Here is a 14,211-nt window from a genome sequence, read left to right as displayed (position 1 = left end):
GGAATGCAGCGTCCGCTTACTTCTTCAGCGAATCGCGGATCTCGCGCAGCAGCAGCACGTCTTCCGGTGTCGCGGCGGCGGGTGCCGGTGCGCGCACACGGTTGTAGGCCTTCAGTACCAGGAAGATCACGAAGGCGATCAGCAGGAAGTCGATCGTGGTCTGCAGGAAGGCGCCGTACTTCAGCAGGAGGGCGGGTGCGATCTCCTTGCCGGCGGCATCCAGCTCCGCCGCACGCAAGGTGACCGCGAGGTCGCCGAACTTCACGCCGCCCAGCAGCAGGCCCACCAGCGGCATCACGATACCGTCGACCAGGCTGCTGACGATCTTGCCGAACGCGGCGCCGATAACCACACCGACCGCCAGGTCGACTACGTTGCCGCGCGAAATGAATTCCTTGAACTCGCTGACCATGCCCATGCCGGTTTCCTCATCCATCGACGCCATCGCGCCATCGGGGGCGACTATAGCGCGCGTGACGTGGCTTGTTGACTGACATTGGCGGCACCGGCCACCGCGCTCGCCTCAGCCGACGATGCGTCCCTGCAGCGTCACCACGTCGTCCAGCGAAGCGGTAAGCGTGTCGCCAGGCACCAGGGCGGCCACGCCTGCCGGCGTGCCCATGAAGACCAGGTCCCCCGCCTTCAATGCATACAGCTTCGACAGTTCTTGCAGGATGTCCGGCACATCCCAGATGAGGTCGTGCAGCGCGCCATGCTGACGCACCTCGCCGTTCACCCGCAGCGTCAGCGTGCGATCTTCCAGTGAGCCTACGTCGGCGATCGGCACCAGTTCGCTGATCGGCGCGGAATGATCGAAGCCCTTGCCGGTATCCCAGGGCAGGCCCTTGGCCTTGGCGGCGGCCTGCAGGTCGCGGCGGGTCAGGTCCAGGCCCACGCCGTAGGCGAGCACCAGCGAGGCGGCGGCCTCGCGGCTCAGTTCGCCGGACGGTGCGTCGGTGCCAAGGGCCGCCACCAGTTCGACCTCATGGTGGAGATCCTGCGTGCCGGGCGGATAGGGGACGTCGGCATCGCCGGTGACGATGGCGTCGGCCGGCTTGTGGAAGAACACCGGTGTACCGCGCTCGGCTTTGGAGGCGGGCGCACTGGCGCCCATCTCGCGTGCATGGTCGGCGAAATTGCGGCCGACGCAGAAGATGCGGCGAACCGGGAACGTGGCGCCGCCGCGCACAGGCACGCGGGGAACGGGAGGAGCGGGGATGAGGTCGGTCATGGCGGCCGGACGATGAACAAACGGCCGCTGAGTGTAGGCGGGAACCGGGTTCCCGCGAATGGCATCAACGCGGCAGCGGCAGCACCGGCTTGCGGACCACGTGGTACTCGGCGTCCACCACGCGCGCATCGCGCGCCTGCGGCTTGCCGCGCTGGCGCACCAGCTTGTAGACCAGGCCGGCCGCGATCATGGCGGCGCCGACGAACACGCTGAAGAACACCAGCACGCCCAGCAATGCGACGCCCAACAGGCCCAGGCCGACCCGCAGCAGCGGATGGCGCGGCTTGCGCGGAGCGAAGGCGTGGCGGAAGGCGTTGAACTGGAAGTGGCGTGCGTACATGGCGTTGCGTCGTGCAGAATGCGGCGGGGGCCGGTGCCGCAGTATCGGATGACCGTTATGTGACCGTGTGAGGACTTCGTTAAACGCCATGCGACTGAGTGCACTGAATGACATCGTCGACGGTGGTTTTGCCGAGGTAGAGGCCACGATCGGCGACGATGCCGAGTCATTGATCCTCTTCCGGGACGGCGAAGATGTACGCGCCTGGTTGAATGTCTGCCCGCATGCGGGCCGTCGACTCGACTGGGCGCCGGGCCAGTTCCTCAAGAGCAAGGAGGGCCACCTGGTCTGTGCGGCCCACGGTGCCTCATTCGAGCTGGTACGCGGCGATTGCGTGGCGGGGCCTTGCCGCGGCGACTCGCTGCGTGCGGTCGCCGTGCAGGTGCGCGACGATGGCGTCTGGCTGGCCTGAGCGGCAGCCTCAGTCGATGCCCTGCACGATCACGCAATGCCAGCCGGTGCGGTAGGTCTCGTAGCCCGGTGACGCGGCATGCGCGACGCAATGCGCGCGGCCATCGATGACCAGGTCGACGGCCGCGCGCGACTGGGCGAACAACGCGGCGCGGCCGAGGAAGTCCAGGCGCGGTGACGTCGCGTCACCACTCGCGGTATCGGCCAGCACCTGCCCTTGCCCATCGACGATGCAGACCCGGCTACGACGCCACTCGGCCTCCGACAGCGGCGTCCGCTCGACGATGGTCTGCGCGAGCGCGTCCCAGCGGAACACGATGCCGAGCACGCCGAGCGGGCGACCCGTCACGCGACCGCCCTCGCGCACCGTGCAGGCGTACACGAGCACGCGCTCGCCGCCTGCCAGCGGGCTGGCATGCATCGACTGGAAACCGAACGCCTCGCCACTGGCGGTGGCCATCGCCGACTGGAACCAGGCCTGCTGCGCCACCGACTGGCCCGCCGAGCGGTACTGGCGCGGCCGACCGTTGGCGATGACGTTGCCCTGCAGATCGGCGAGCACCAGGTCGAAATAGACGGTGTACGAATCGAGGATCTGGCCGAGGCGCTGGCTTGCGTGGGCGAGCGCTGCCGGGTGCGGGTCCTGCACGGCCGCGACCATGGCGGCGTCGGTCGCCCACCAGCGCACGTCGCAGCTGCGTTCGTACAGGTTGCGGTCGATCAGGTCGATGTTGGCCAGCGCCAGATCGGTCAGGCGGGTGCGGCGGACATTGGTCTGCAACTCGTCCAGCCGCTCGCGCAGGTCGGTGCTGGTGCGCCCCGCCATCTGGTCGATCTCGCGCGCCGTATCGCTGACCCGCCGCGACAGCGTATCCATCTCTTCCGCGATCACGCCGAAGCTGCGTCCGGCCGTGCCGATGCGGACGGCCTCGATGCGGGCGTTCATCGAGATGATGCGGGTGACGCGGTTGATCTCGTCGATCTTCTGCAGCGACTGGCGCAGCTGCTTCAACAGCGAGTCCGACAGTCCGGACACGGACTGGATGTGGTCGTCGATGCCGGCGTCGGATGCGGAAGCGGCGGGGCATGCGTTCATGGATCTCCTTGCGCGGAAGGGCGGGCGGTGCGGCGTCGCGGGGCGGCGGTACGCGATCGATCCCGTGGTTGAGGCGCTATCGGCGAGCGCGCGGACCGCTTTAATCGGCACCTTGGCGGTGCAGGATTTCCCCGTGATGGGGCAGTGCACCGAGATCGACTGCGATGACGCACGCGCGCCGTGCGACCATGGAGACCCCCCGACGGCACGTGGCGTGACCGGCATGATGATCCCCTCGCTGCTCGACACCGACCTCTACAAGCTGACGATGATGCAGGCGGTGCTGCACCAGCACCCGGGCGCGCAGGTGCTGTACCGCTTCAAGTGCCGCACGCCGGGCGTGGACCTGGTGCAGCACCTCGACGCGATCTCGTCCGAGATCGACCGGCTCTGCACTTTGCGTTTCAGCGACGACGAACTGCGTTTCCTGTCCACGCTGCGCTATATCAAGCCGGACTTCGTCGACTTCCTGGAGCAGTTCCAGCTGCGGCGGCGCCATGTGCACATCGCGCCCTCCACACAGGTGCCGGGTGAGCTGGACTTGACCATCGACGGCCCATGGCTGCAGACCATCCTGTTCGAAGTGCCGGTGCTGGCGATCATCAGCGAGACCTGGATGCGCGCGCAGCCGGACGGCGACGTGCAGGAAGGCGAACGCCGCCTGCGCGCGAAGCTGGGACGGCTGCGCGATGCCGCGCCGGACTGCACCATCACCGACTTCGGTACGCGGCGACGTTACTCGCACGACTGGCACGCACGGCTGCTGCCGATCTGCCAGCAGGTGCTGGGCGGCCAGTTTGTCGGCACCAGCAACATCCACTTCGCGCGCCTGTACGGCATGACGCCGCACGGCACGATGGCGCATGAGTGGCTGCAGGCGTTCCAGCAGTTGGGTCCGCGCCTGCGCGATTCGCAGCGGGCGGCCTTCGAGGCATGGGCGCAGGAGTACCGGGGCGATCTCGGCATCGCGCTGTCGGACGTCGTGGGGCTGGATGCGTTCCTGCGCGATTTCGACCTGTACTTCAGCAAGCTGTTCGATGGCATGCGCCACGACTCCGGCGACCCGTTGGCCTGGGGCGATCGGGTCATCGCACACCTCGAGTCGCAGCGGATCGACCCGCAGGGCAAGACACTGGTCTTCAGTGACGGCCTGGACATCGACGCCGTGCTGCGCATCCACGCCCACTTCCGTGGGCGCTGCAAGGTGGGCTTCGGCATCGGCACCAACCTGACCAACGACCTCGGCCCGAAACCGCTGCAGTTGGTGCTGAAGATGGTGCGCTGCCAGGGACAGCCGGTCGCCAAGGTCAGCGATACGCCGGGCAAGGGCATGAGCGATGACCCAGATTTCGTCGCCTACCTGCGCAAGGTGTTCGGACTGCCGATGGAGTGAGGCGGTCGCCGCTTTCCCAAACGCAGGTGCTCCGCTCTAGAATGCGACGCTTTGCAGCCATGGGGATGGCGATGTCGGATACGGGGAAGTGCGCCAACTGCGTACGGGCGATTGATGGTCACGAGCAAAAGTTCTGCCCTGCCTGCGGCCAGCCGACGCCGGCGCATCGCATCGACTGGCATTTCCTGGGGCACGAGCTGGAGCACAGCGTGCTCCACATGGATCGGGGCATCCTGTATTCGCTGAAGGAACTGATGCTGCGGCCGGGGCATCTGATGCGCGCCTATCTGGAAGGACGGCGTGCGAACCAGGTCAAGCCGCTGTTGCTGCTCATGATCTCGGCTGCCGCGGTGGTGGTGCTGGGGAAGTACCTGCTGGGAGGCGATCTGGTGGGATCGGCGATGCAGGCCGGCTACTCACAGGGACGTGCCATGGGCGGTGGCGACGTCGCCGATCCTGCGGTGGTGACGAACACGTTCGCGATGGTGAGAGACTGGATCAACGGCCATCTCACGGCCTTCACGCTGCTTTGCCTGCCGCTTGAAGCTGCCGCGTTCCGACTGGCGTTCCGTGGGCGCGGGCTGAACTATCCCGAGTGGCTCGTGGTGTCGGCTTTCCTGACGGTACAGACGTTCGTGTTCATGGCGGTCGCCGTATCGGTGCAGCGTTGGGTGCCGAACGTGCAGGCGTGGATTCTGCCTGTCGTGTTCGTGTATGCGGTCTTCTCCTTGATCCAGCTGTTCCAGCATCACTCGCGTTGGGCAACCGCATTCCGTGCCTTGGCGGGTCTGGTGATGTTCGTGCTGGCCCAGAGTCTGTTTACCGCCCTGATCGTTGCCGTCCTGCTGGTGGCATCCGGCTTGCGCTGATCGAGCATAAGAAAAACGCCGGCTTTCGCCGGCGTTTCCAAGACGGTGCGAGAAGTGGCCTACTTCAGCGCCTTGAAGCGCAGACGGTGCGGACGCGCGCCTTCTTCGCCCAGACGACGCTTCTTGTCTTCCTCGTACTCGCGGTAGTTACCCTGGAAGAACTCCACGTGCGAGTCGCCTTCGAAGGCGAGGATGTGCGTGGCGATGCGGTCCAGGAACCAGCGGTCATGCGAAATGACGAACGTGTTGCCGGGGAATTCCAGCAGCGCGTCTTCCAGCGCACGCAGGGTTTCGATGTCCAGGTCGTTCGACGGTTCGTCGAGCAGCAGCACGTTGCCGCCCTGCAGCAGCGTCTTCGCCATGTGCAGGCGGCCGCGTTCACCGCCGGACAGCGAGCCGACCATCTTCTGCTGGTCCTGGCCCTTGAAGTTGAAGCGGCCGATGTAGGCGCGCGACTGGATCTCGACGCCGTTGATGTTGAGGATGTCCAGGCCGCCCGAGATTTCCTGGAAGACGTTGTGGTTGCCTTCCAGCTTGTCGCGGCTCTGGTCCACGTAGGCCAGCTGCACGGTCGGGCCTTTGACGATCTCGCCGGAGTCCGGCTTCTCCTGCCCGGTGATCATCTTGAACAGCGTCGACTTGCCGGCGCCGTTGGGGCCGATGATGCCGACGATGGCGCCGCCCGGGACCAGGAAGCTGAGGTTGTCGATCAGCAGGCGGTCGCCGAACTTCTTGGAGACGTTCTTGAACTCGATCACCGAGTTGCCCAGGCGCTCGCCCGGCGGGATGAAGATCTCGTTGGTCTCGTTGCGACGCTGGTAGTCGACCGACTGCAGTTCTTCCAGGCGGGCCAGACGGGCCTTGCCCTTCGAGCGGCCGCCCTTGGCGTTCTGGCGCGACCACTCCAGTTCCTTCTGGATCGCCTTCTGGCGGGCCTTTTCCTGGTTGTCTTCCTGCTTCAGGCGCTCGTCCTTCTGCACCAGCCAGTCGGTGTAGTTGCCCTTCCACGGGATGCCGCGGCCGCGGTCGAGTTCGAGGATCCACTCGGCGGCGTTGTCGAGGAAGTAGCGGTCGTGGGTGACGGCCACCACGGTGCCGGTGTAGCGGGCGAGGAACTGCTCCAGCCACTCGACGGATTCGGCGTCCAGGTGGTTGGTCGGTTCGTCGAGCAGCAGCATGTCCGGCTTCTGCAGCAGCAGGCGGCACAGCGCGACGCGGCGCTTCTCACCGCCGGAGAGCTTGCCGACGATCGCGTCCCACGGCGGCAGGCGCAGCGCGTCGGCGGCCACATCCAGCTGGTTTTCCAGCGTGTGCGCGTCACCCGCTGCGAGGATGGCCTCAAGGCGCTCCTGCTCCTTGGCCAGCGCATCGAAGTCGGCGCCTTCTTCCGCATAGGCGGCGTAGACGGCTTCGAGCGCCGCCTGCGCCTGCAGCACGTCGCCCACGCCCTCTTCGACGGCCTGGCGGACGGTGTGCTCGGGATTCAGTTCCGGCTCCTGCGCCAGGTAGCCGACCTTGATGCCGGGCTGCGGGCGGGCTTCGCCTTCGAAGTCGGTGTCCACGCCGGCCATGATCTTCAGCACGGTGGACTTGCCCGCGCCATTCAGGCCCAGCAGGCCGATCTTCGCGCCCGGGAAGAACGACAGCGAGATGTCCTTGATGATCTGCCGCTTGGGCGGGACCACCTTGCTGACCCGGTTCATGGTGTAGATGTATTGCGAGGACATGCAGGCTCCGGTACGCAGGCCCCGGCACCCGGCCGGGCAGCGGCGGGCGATGGGGCAAAGGGGAAGGCGGCGATTATAGCCGTTCGGGCCCGGCCGACCGGCGGCTGAATACATTTCCTCTACCTGGCGTTGACGCAGCCGTAACCGTTTTCCAGCGGGAATCGGTTCAGATGTGATCGGCATGATGGGCTCACGTGCCACACAGAGGGCTTTCCATGAACACCAAGCGTCTTTTCCAGAGCATGGCCTGCGCCGTCCTGGCCTTCGCCGTCACCGCTCCCGTGCTGGCGCGCGACGACCGCGGCCACGACCGGGGCCGTTCGCACCACTACGACCGCCGGGACGACCGTCGCGATGATCGCCGCGACTGGCGGGAGGATCGTCGGGACGACCGCCGCGACCAGCGCCAAGCCTATCGCCACGGTTACAACGACGGACGCCGGGATGATCGCCGCTACGACCGTCGTTACGACGACCGCCGCTATCACGCCCCGCCACGTGTCGTGTACCGACCGGCGCCGAGCTACCACCGTTGGGCCCGCGGCCAGCGCTACCGCGACCATTACCGGGGTCCGGTCTACGTGGTGAACGACTACGGCTACTACCACCTGCGTCGTCCGCCCCGTGGCTACCACTGGATCCGCGACGACCGCGGCAACATGCTGATGGTCGCCATCGCCACCGGCATCATCGCCGACCTGCTGCTGCACCACTGAGCTAGCCGGCCCGATGTCCCCGAAAAGCGCGCTCCGGTGCGCTTTTCCTTTTCCGGGGCCGGGTGGACGGGGTCGGCGGAGGCCTGGCGGGCTACAATCGGCCATCCCGCCCGCCCTTGCCCCCGGAGACCCGATGTTCCCGCGCGACGCCCGCATCGAAACCTACGATCCCGAACTGGCCCAGGCCATCGCCCATGAGGCGCGCCGGCAGGAGGATCACGTCGAGCTGATCGCCAGCGAGAACTACGCCAGCCCCCGCGTGCTGGAGGCCCAGGGCAGCGTACTGACCAACAAGTACGCCGAAGGCTACCCGCACAAGCGCTACTACGGCGGTTGCGAGTACGTGGACATCGCCGAGCAGTTGGCGATCGACCGTGTGAAGCAGCTGTTCGGCGCCGACTATGCCAACGTGCAGCCGCATTCCGGCTCGCAGGCCAACCAGGCGGTTTACTTCGCCCTGCTGAATCCCGGCGACACCATCCTGGGCATGAGCCTGGCTCACGGCGGTCACCTGACCCACGGCGCCAAGGTCAATGCCTCGGGCAAGATCTTCAACGCTGTCCAGTACGGCGTGAACGACCAGGGCCTGATCGACTACGACGAAGTCGAGCGTCTGGCGCTGGAGCACAAGCCGAAGATGGTCGTGGCCGGCTTCTCGGCCTATTCGCAGATCGTCGACTGGGCGCGCTTCCGCGCGATCGCCGACAAGGTCGGCGCCTACCTGTTCGTCGACATGGCGCACGTGGCGGGCCTGGTCGCCGCCGGTGTCTACCCGAATCCGCTGCCGCACGCTCACGTGGTCACCTCGACCACCCACAAGACGCTGCGCGGTCCGCGTGGCGGCATCATCGTCGCCAAGGGTGCCGGCGAAGAGATCGAGAAGAAGCTGCAGAGCATCGTCTTCCCGGGCATCCAGGGCGGTCCGCTGATGCACGTGATCGCCGCCAAGGCGGTGGCCTTCAAGGAAGCGCTGGAGCCCGACTTCAAGACCTACCAGTCGCAGGTGGTGAAGAACGCACAGGCTATGGCCAAGACGATCATCGCGCGCGGCTACAAGATCGTGTCCGGCGGCACCGAGAACCACCTGATGCTGGTCGACATGATCGGCAAGGACGTCAGTGGCAAGGACGCGGAAGAGGCGCTGGGCAAGGCGCACATCACCGTCAACAAGAACTCCGTGCCGAACGATCCGCGCAAGCCCTTCGTGACGTCGGGCCTGCGCATCGGTACGCCCGCCGTCACCACGCGTGGCTATGGCGAGCAGGACTGCGTCGACCTTGCCAACTGGATCTGCGACGTGCTCGACGCGCCCAGCGACGAGGCCGTGCTGGCCAAGGTACGCGACAGCGTCACCGCGCAGTGCCGGAAGTATCCCGTCTACGGTTGATCGACGACGATGCACTGCCCCTTCTGCCAGCACACCGACACGCGCGTGATCGACTCTCGCGTGTCCGAGGACGGCGCGACGATCCGTCGGCGCCGTGAGTGCGAGGCGTGCGGGGAGCGGTTCTCGACGCTGGAGAACATCGAGATCAAGCTGCCGGCGGTCATCAAGGGTGATGGCCGCCGCGACACCTTCGATGCCCGCAAGTTGCGCGCCGGGTTCGACCGTGCGCTGCAGAAGCGTCCGGTGTCGGAAGAGCAGATCGAGGCCGCGGTGCGAGCGGTCATCCATGCCATCCGCATGAGCGGCGAGCGCGAGATCGCCTCGCGCAAGATCGGCGAGTTCGTCATGAGCGAGCTGCGCAAGCTGGATCACGTGGGTTACGTCCGCTTTGCCTCGGTCTACCGCAGCTTCGAGGACGTGGCCGATTTCCGCGACGAGATCGAGAAGCTGGAGCGGGACCTGCCCGCCGCCGGCCAGTTGTCCCTGCTGAGCGGCGACGTGGTCCCGTTCGACAAGCACGCGGACAAGAACAAGAAGCGCTGAGCCGTGCGCATCGAGGGGATCGGGCGGCACCCGCAGCATGTGACGGCGCTGGCCATGCGCCATCACGCCGAGTGGGGCGCCCTGTACGACGATTGGACCTTGCAGGCAGCGACCGACGAACTGGTCGACCACGCCACGCGCAACTCGCTGCCGACGACTCTGCTGTTGCTGGACGGCGAGACCTTGCTGGGTTCCGTCAGTCTGCTGCTGGAGGATGCCCCCGCACTGCAGGATCGCGGCAGTCCGTGGCTGGGCAGCCTCTATGTACTGCCCGATGCGCGTGGCCGCGGTGGCGGCCGTGCTCTGGTGGATGCGGCGGTGACGCAAGCGGCGCAGGAAGGCGTGTCCTTGTTGCGGCTGTTCACGCTTTGGCACGAGGATTTCTACGCGTCGCTCGGTTGGCAGGTAGAGGAGCGGACCACATTGCACGGTACGCCGGTGGTGATCATGTCGATCCGGCCCGCGCAGCGCGTGGCGCATACTGGCGCCCTTTCCGGCGCTTGGACGACGCATGACTGATACCGGCTTCTCCGCGTTCGACCACCAGTGCATGGCGCGCGCGCTGAGGCTGGCCGAGCGCGGCGCGTACACCACCCGACCGAACCCGATGGTCGGCTGCGTGCTCGTGCAGGACGGGCAGATCGTCGGCGAAGGCTGGCACCGGAAGGCCGGTGGCCCGCATGCGGAGGTGTTCGCGCTGCAGGCGGCGGGCGAGCGCGCGAAGGGCGCGACCGCCTACGTCACGCTGGAGCCGTGCGCGCATACGGGCCGTACCGGGCCGTGCGCGGAGGCACTGGTGGCGGCAGGCGTCACCCGTGTCGTCGCGGCAATGCGCGATCCGTTTCCGCAGGTCGATGGCGCGGGCTTCGACCGCCTCCGTGCGGCGGGCATCGCCGTGCAGTCGGGATTGATGGAGGCCCAGGCACGGCGGTTGAACCGTGGGTTCCTGTCGCGCGTGGAGCGCGGCCGGCCGTGGATGCGGGTGAAGCTGGCTACCAGTCTGGACGGCCGTACCGCAATGGCGAACGGCGATTCCAAGTGGATCAGTGGCGAGGCCTCGCGTCGCGACGTGATGCGCTGGCGCGCGTGCGCCGGGGCCATCCTCACCGGCGCCGGCACGGTGCTGGCCGACGATCCATCGCTGACCGTGCGCTTCGGCGATGACACCGCGTTCGAGCCGCCGCTGCGCGTGGTGCTCGATCCTGGCCTGGCGACCGTGGCGCGCGGCAACGTGCGCCAGGGCACGGCGCCGACGCTCTATATCCATACGGCCGATGCCAAGCCGCCGCGCGATGTCGACGTGCAGCGTGCGATCGCGCCGGCGACGGGCAGCAACTTCGACCTGCAGGCGGTGCTGGAACTGCTGGCCGCGCGCGGCATCAACGAAGTGCATGCCGAAGCGGGCGCCACGCTGGCCGGCGCGTTCCTGGCCGCGGGTCTCGCCGACGAGGTCCTGCTGTACGTCGCGCCGGTGCTGCTGGGCGAGCAGGCGCGGCCGCTGTTCGGTGGGCTCGGCATCCAGGCGATGGCCGATCGCCTGAAGCTGGCGATTGTGGACAGCCGCGCGATTGGCGAAGATCACCGCCTCCTGCTGCAACCTGCCCGCTGAACGCACGCCATGGTGGCCTTCAAGGATCATTTTTCCGGCGTCGCCGACGTCTATCTCGCTTCGCGCCCGACCTATCCGGAGGCGCTGTACGACGTGATCGCGTCGGCGGTGCCGGCCAGCGCGCAGGTCTGGGAGCCGGGCTGTGGCAGCGGCCAGGCGACGCATGGGTTGGCCGCGCGCTTCGCGCACGTGCACGCCACCGATCCCAGCGCGGCGCAGGTCGAGCGGCACTGGGCTCAGGGCAAGACCGGCAGCAACGTCAGCCTGGCCGTCGAACCCGCCGAGACCACCGCGCTGGCGGACCACAGCGTCGACCTGGTGGCCGTGGCGCAGGCGCTGCACTGGTTCGACCGCTACCGTTTCTTCGCCACCTGCGAGCGCGTGCTGCGCCCTGGCGGGGTACTGGCGGCGTGGACCTACCAGGACATCATTTTCGAGGACGATCTGGCCGAGGTGGCCGAGAAGGTCCGCGACGACATCGATCCCTACTGGCCGCCCGAACGCGCCGACGTGGACATGGGCTACGGCGACTACGTGTGGCCGTTCGAGGCCATCCCCACGCCGCGGCTCTGGCTGACCGCCGAATGGAACCTGCCCACGCTGCTCGGCTATTTCGGCAGCCTGTCGGCGACTGGCAGCTATCGCGCCGCCACTGGCGAGGATCCCGTTTACGCCCACACGCCGGCGCTGGCCGAGGTCTGGGGCGATCCGCAGCGGGTGCGCACCATGCGCTGGCCGCTGATCCTGCACCTGCGCCGCAAGCCGGCCGCCTGAGCCGGCTGAGCCGGCGGAACGCTCCGTTCAGAGCCGTCGCCGGACCTGGCGTGTAAAATGCGTGGGCCGGTCCGCCGGCACACCACCAACGACGTCTTCAGGGCGGGGCGAGATTCCCCACCGGCGGTAGGTCGCCCAGCGACAAGCCCGCGAGCGCCTCCGGCCTGCCGGAGGGTCAGCAGATCCGGTCCGATGCCGGAGCCGACGGTCATAGTCCGGATGAAAGAAGACGGCACCGCCGAACCGCGCGCGAGCGTGGGGTCGTGCGCCTGCCTTCGCGCCCGGAGGCGTCTCCGCCCGTTCCTGCGAGAGACGCTCCATGCCTTCCACGAGTTTCCGTGCTGTCCCCGTCCTCCTTCCGGAGGTGCGCTGATGTTCACCGGCATCATCGAAGGCGTCGGCCGCATCGCCGCGCTGGATTCCGTAGGCGGTGACGTTCGCTTGACCGTGGCCGTCGGCTCGCTGCCGTTCGACGCCGTGCAGCTGGGCGAGAGCATCGCGGTGAATGGCGTGTGCCTGACCGTCATCGCGTTCGATGCGTCCGGCTTCCAGGCCGATGCGTCCACCGAGACGCTGTCGCTGACTACGCTGGGTGGTTTGAAGGAAGGCGCGGTAGTGAACCTGGAGCGCGCGATGCGGCCGACCGACCGCCTGGGCGGCCATCTGGTCAGCGGCCACGTCGATGGTGTCGGTCGGGTGCTGTCCGTGCACGACGACGCCCGCGCGCAGCGCTGGCGTTTCGCCGCGCCGGCGCCGCTGCTGAAGTACATCGCGAAGAAGGGCTCGATCTGCGTCGACGGCGTCAGCCTGACCGTCAACGAGGTGGACAGCGAAGGCTTCGAGGTCGCCCTGATTCCGCACACGGTCTCGCACACCGCGTTCGCGGCCACCGCCGTCGGCGATGCGGTGAATCTGGAGATCGACCTGGTGGCGCGCTATGTCGAGCGCCTGCTGGGCGACAGGAGTGGCGCATGAACTTCGCCCCGATCCCCGAGCTGCTGGAGGAGATCCGCCAGGGCCGCATGGTCGTCATCGTCGACGACGAGGACCGCGAGAACGAAGGCGACCTGATCATGGCCGCCGAGCTGGTCAAGCCGTCGGACATCAATTTCATGGTCACGCATGCGCGCGGCCTGGTCTGCCTGTCGCTGACGCGCGAGCGTTGCGCGCAGCTGGGACTGGCGCCGATGGTGCAGACCAATACCGCGCAGTTCCATACCAACTTCACCGTCAGCATCGAGGCGGCCGAAGGCGTCACCACCGGCATCTCCGCCTACGACCGTGCGCATACCGTGCGCACCGCCGTGCGTCCGGATGCGAAGGCCAGCGACCTCAGCCAGCCGGGCCACATCTTCCCGTTGATCGCCCAGCCGGGCGGCGTGCTGACGCGCGCCGGGCATACCGAAGCGGCGAGCGACCTGCCGCTGCTCGCCGGCCTGGAGCCGGCCGGCGTGCTGGTGGAAGTGCTCAATCCCGACGGCAGCATGGCGCGCCGCCCGCAGCTGGAGGTGTTCGCCCGCGAGCACGGCCTGAAGATGGGCTCGATCGCCGACCTGATCGCCTATCGGCTGGCGACCGAGCACACGGTCGAACGCATCGACGAACGCGACATCGAGACCGAGTTCGGTCCGTTCCAGCTGGTCACCTACCGCGACCGCATCGCCCACGACCTGCACTTCGCGCTGGTCCGCGGCGCGCCGGACAAGGCGACGCCCACGCTGGTGCGCGTGCAGGTGGAAAACCCGCTGAGCGACCTGCTGCACTGGCGGCGCGACGACTTCGGCGTGCACGCGACCGATGCGCTGCGCGTGATCGCCGCCGAAGGGCAGGGCGTGATGGTGGTGCTGTCCGAGCCGCGCAGCGCCGACGCGCTGCTGGCGCGCCTGCGCAAGCAGCCGGAGGTGCAGGCCAACGCCAAGGACGTGGGTCAGTGGCGGCGCAACGGCGCCGGTGCGCAGATCCTGGCCGATCTCGGCCTCGGCCGGCTGCGGGTGCTGGGCACGCCGCGGCGGCAGGTCGGTCTGGCCGGTTTCGGCCTCGACGTGGTCGAGTACGTCCAGCCCTGACCGGCCCCGGCAGACCGGCCGGTCGCGCCGGCTGGTAGACTTCCCCACC

Annotated in this window: 16 protein-coding genes and 1 riboswitch; of the genes, 11 read left to right on the top strand and 5 right to left on the bottom strand. The window is 67.7% G+C overall.

From position 1 onward, the window contains the following. Positions 1-16: 16 nt before the first annotated feature. From mscL to IB230_RS13230, 3 genes are all read right to left on the bottom strand, one after another. A complete protein-coding gene (gene mscL, locus IB230_RS13240) occupies positions 17-418 on the bottom strand; it encodes a large-conductance mechanosensitive channel protein MscL (protein WP_192273927.1) in 402 nt (133 codons plus the stop codon). Positions 419-523: 105 nt separating this feature from the next. Then, positions 524-1,231, bottom strand: coding sequence for a fumarylacetoacetate hydrolase family protein (locus IB230_RS13235; protein WP_192272921.1), 708 nt, complete (start codon positions 1,229-1,231; stop codon positions 524-526). A 64-nt stretch (positions 1,232-1,295) separates the two neighbouring features. Then, positions 1,296-1,571 carry a hypothetical protein gene (locus IB230_RS13230; RefSeq protein ID WP_192272919.1) on the bottom strand — a complete coding sequence of 92 codons (276 nt, stop codon included), beginning with the start codon at positions 1,569-1,571 and terminating at the stop codon, positions 1,296-1,298. A gap of 88 nt (positions 1,572-1,659) precedes the next feature. Here IB230_RS13230 and IB230_RS13225 point away from each other — a divergent pair, with 88 nt between their 5' ends. Next, positions 1,660-1,983, top strand: coding sequence for a Rieske 2Fe-2S domain-containing protein (locus tag IB230_RS13225; RefSeq protein ID WP_192272917.1), 324 nt, complete (start codon positions 1,660-1,662; stop codon positions 1,981-1,983). Between the two features lie 9 nt (positions 1,984-1,992). Here the strand turns inward: IB230_RS13225 and IB230_RS13220 are convergent, their stop codons facing one another. Next, positions 1,993-3,078 (bottom strand): methyl-accepting chemotaxis protein, encoded by a 1,086-nt coding sequence (locus IB230_RS13220; RefSeq protein WP_192272909.1) that lies wholly within the window; start codon positions 3,076-3,078, stop codon positions 1,993-1,995. Between the two features lie 223 nt (positions 3,079-3,301). Between IB230_RS13220 and pncB the strand changes: the two genes are divergently transcribed. Together pncB and IB230_RS13210 are read left to right on the top strand one after the other, a co-directional pair. After that, positions 3,302-4,471, top strand: a complete 1,170-nt coding sequence (pncB, locus tag IB230_RS13215) for a nicotinate phosphoribosyltransferase (RefSeq protein WP_192273926.1) — start codon at positions 3,302-3,304, stop codon at positions 4,469-4,471. Positions 4,472-4,512: 41 nt separating this feature from the next. Then, positions 4,513-5,340 (top strand): DUF3667 domain-containing protein, encoded by an 828-nt coding sequence (locus tag IB230_RS13210; RefSeq protein ID WP_192272907.1) that lies wholly within the window; start codon positions 4,513-4,515, stop codon positions 5,338-5,340. A gap of 59 nt (positions 5,341-5,399) precedes the next feature. Here the strand turns inward: IB230_RS13210 and ettA are convergent, their stop codons facing one another. Further along, the gene (gene ettA, locus IB230_RS13205; RefSeq protein WP_192272905.1) at positions 5,400-7,067 is read right to left on the bottom strand and encodes an energy-dependent translational throttle protein EttA; all 1,668 of its coding nucleotides are present in this window, start codon (positions 7,065-7,067) and stop codon (positions 5,400-5,402) included. A 215-nt stretch (positions 7,068-7,282) separates the two neighbouring features. Between ettA and IB230_RS13200 the strand changes: the two genes are divergently transcribed. The 8 genes from IB230_RS13200 to ribB all read left to right on the top strand — a co-directional run bounded on the left by IB230_RS13200 (position 7,283) and on the right by ribB (position 14,162). Beyond that, positions 7,283-7,783: an RcnB family protein gene (locus IB230_RS13200; protein WP_192272903.1), complete on the top strand. Its 501-nt coding sequence runs from the start codon at positions 7,283-7,285 to the stop codon at positions 7,781-7,783. Positions 7,784-7,916: 133 nt separating this feature from the next. Next, entirely contained in the window at positions 7,917-9,170 is a 1,254-nt protein-coding gene (gene glyA / locus IB230_RS13195) for a serine hydroxymethyltransferase (protein ID WP_192272901.1), read from the top strand. A gap of 9 nt (positions 9,171-9,179) precedes the next feature. After that, positions 9,180-9,713: a transcriptional regulator NrdR gene (gene nrdR / locus IB230_RS13190; RefSeq protein ID WP_192272899.1), complete on the top strand. Its 534-nt coding sequence runs from the start codon at positions 9,180-9,182 to the stop codon at positions 9,711-9,713. Between the two features lie 54 nt (positions 9,714-9,767). Continuing rightward, positions 9,768-10,232, top strand: a complete 465-nt coding sequence (locus IB230_RS13185) for a GNAT family N-acetyltransferase (protein ID WP_192272897.1) — start codon at positions 9,768-9,770, stop codon at positions 10,230-10,232. Further along, positions 10,225-11,322 (top strand): bifunctional diaminohydroxyphosphoribosylaminopyrimidine deaminase/5-amino-6-(5-phosphoribosylamino)uracil reductase RibD, encoded by a 1,098-nt coding sequence (ribD, locus tag IB230_RS13180; protein WP_192272895.1) that lies wholly within the window; start codon positions 10,225-10,227, stop codon positions 11,320-11,322. Before IB230_RS13185 ends, ribD begins: the two co-directional genes overlap by 8 nt. 9 nt (positions 11,323-11,331) lie before the next feature. Next, the gene (locus IB230_RS13175; RefSeq protein ID WP_192272893.1) at positions 11,332-12,096 is read left to right on the top strand and encodes a class I SAM-dependent methyltransferase; all 765 of its coding nucleotides are present in this window, start codon (positions 11,332-11,334) and stop codon (positions 12,094-12,096) included. An 89-nt stretch (positions 12,097-12,185) separates the two neighbouring features. Then, positions 12,186-12,331, top strand: a riboswitch (FMN riboswitch). Between the two features lie 137 nt (positions 12,332-12,468). Beyond that, positions 12,469-13,071, top strand: a complete 603-nt coding sequence (locus tag IB230_RS13170) for a riboflavin synthase (protein WP_192272891.1) — start codon at positions 12,469-12,471, stop codon at positions 13,069-13,071. Continuing rightward, positions 13,068-14,162, top strand: coding sequence for a 3,4-dihydroxy-2-butanone-4-phosphate synthase (gene ribB, locus IB230_RS13165; protein WP_192272888.1), 1,095 nt, complete (start codon positions 13,068-13,070; stop codon positions 14,160-14,162). Before IB230_RS13170 ends, ribB begins: the two co-directional genes overlap by 4 nt. The last annotated feature ends 49 nt before the right edge of the window (positions 14,163-14,211 follow it).

Origin of the sequence: Pseudoxanthomonas sp. PXM01 (assembly GCF_014851815.1) — a bacterium.
Taxonomy (GTDB): Bacteria; Pseudomonadota; Gammaproteobacteria; order Xanthomonadales; family Xanthomonadaceae; genus Pseudoxanthomonas_A.
This window is presented reverse-complemented; position numbering and strand designations above follow the sequence as displayed.

Bases quoted from the DNA above. Each gene is read 5' to 3' on its own strand.
- mscL (WP_192273927.1), bottom strand. From the start codon at position 418: ATGGGCATGGTCAGCGAGTTCAAGGAATTCATTTCGCGCGGCAACGTA.
- IB230_RS13235 (WP_192272921.1), bottom strand. From the start codon at position 1,231: ATGACCGACCTCATCCCCGCTCCTCCCGTTCCCCGCGTGCCTGTGCGC.
- IB230_RS13230 (WP_192272919.1), bottom strand. From the start codon at position 1,571: ATGTACGCACGCCACTTCCAGTTCAACGCCTTCCGCCACGCCTTCGCT.
- IB230_RS13225 (WP_192272917.1), top strand. From the start codon at position 1,660: ATGCGACTGAGTGCACTGAATGACATCGTCGACGGTGGTTTTGCCGAG.
- IB230_RS13220 (WP_192272909.1), bottom strand. From the start codon at position 3,078: ATGAACGCATGCCCCGCCGCTTCCGCATCCGACGCCGGCATCGACGAC.
- pncB (WP_192273926.1), top strand. From the start codon at position 3,302: ATGATGATCCCCTCGCTGCTCGACACCGACCTCTACAAGCTGACGATG.
- IB230_RS13210 (WP_192272907.1), top strand. From the start codon at position 4,513: ATGCGACGCTTTGCAGCCATGGGGATGGCGATGTCGGATACGGGGAAG.
- ettA (WP_192272905.1), bottom strand. From the start codon at position 7,067: ATGTCCTCGCAATACATCTACACCATGAACCGGGTCAGCAAGGTGGTC.
- IB230_RS13200 (WP_192272903.1), top strand. From the start codon at position 7,283: ATGAACACCAAGCGTCTTTTCCAGAGCATGGCCTGCGCCGTCCTGGCC.
- glyA (WP_192272901.1), top strand. From the start codon at position 7,917: ATGTTCCCGCGCGACGCCCGCATCGAAACCTACGATCCCGAACTGGCC.
- nrdR (WP_192272899.1), top strand. From the start codon at position 9,180: ATGCACTGCCCCTTCTGCCAGCACACCGACACGCGCGTGATCGACTCT.
- IB230_RS13185 (WP_192272897.1), top strand. From the start codon at position 9,768: ATGCGCCATCACGCCGAGTGGGGCGCCCTGTACGACGATTGGACCTTG.
- ribD (WP_192272895.1), top strand. From the start codon at position 10,225: ATGACTGATACCGGCTTCTCCGCGTTCGACCACCAGTGCATGGCGCGC.
- IB230_RS13175 (WP_192272893.1), top strand. From the start codon at position 11,332: ATGGTGGCCTTCAAGGATCATTTTTCCGGCGTCGCCGACGTCTATCTC.
- IB230_RS13170 (WP_192272891.1), top strand. From the start codon at position 12,469: ATGTTCACCGGCATCATCGAAGGCGTCGGCCGCATCGCCGCGCTGGAT.
- ribB (WP_192272888.1), top strand. From the start codon at position 13,068: ATGAACTTCGCCCCGATCCCCGAGCTGCTGGAGGAGATCCGCCAGGGC.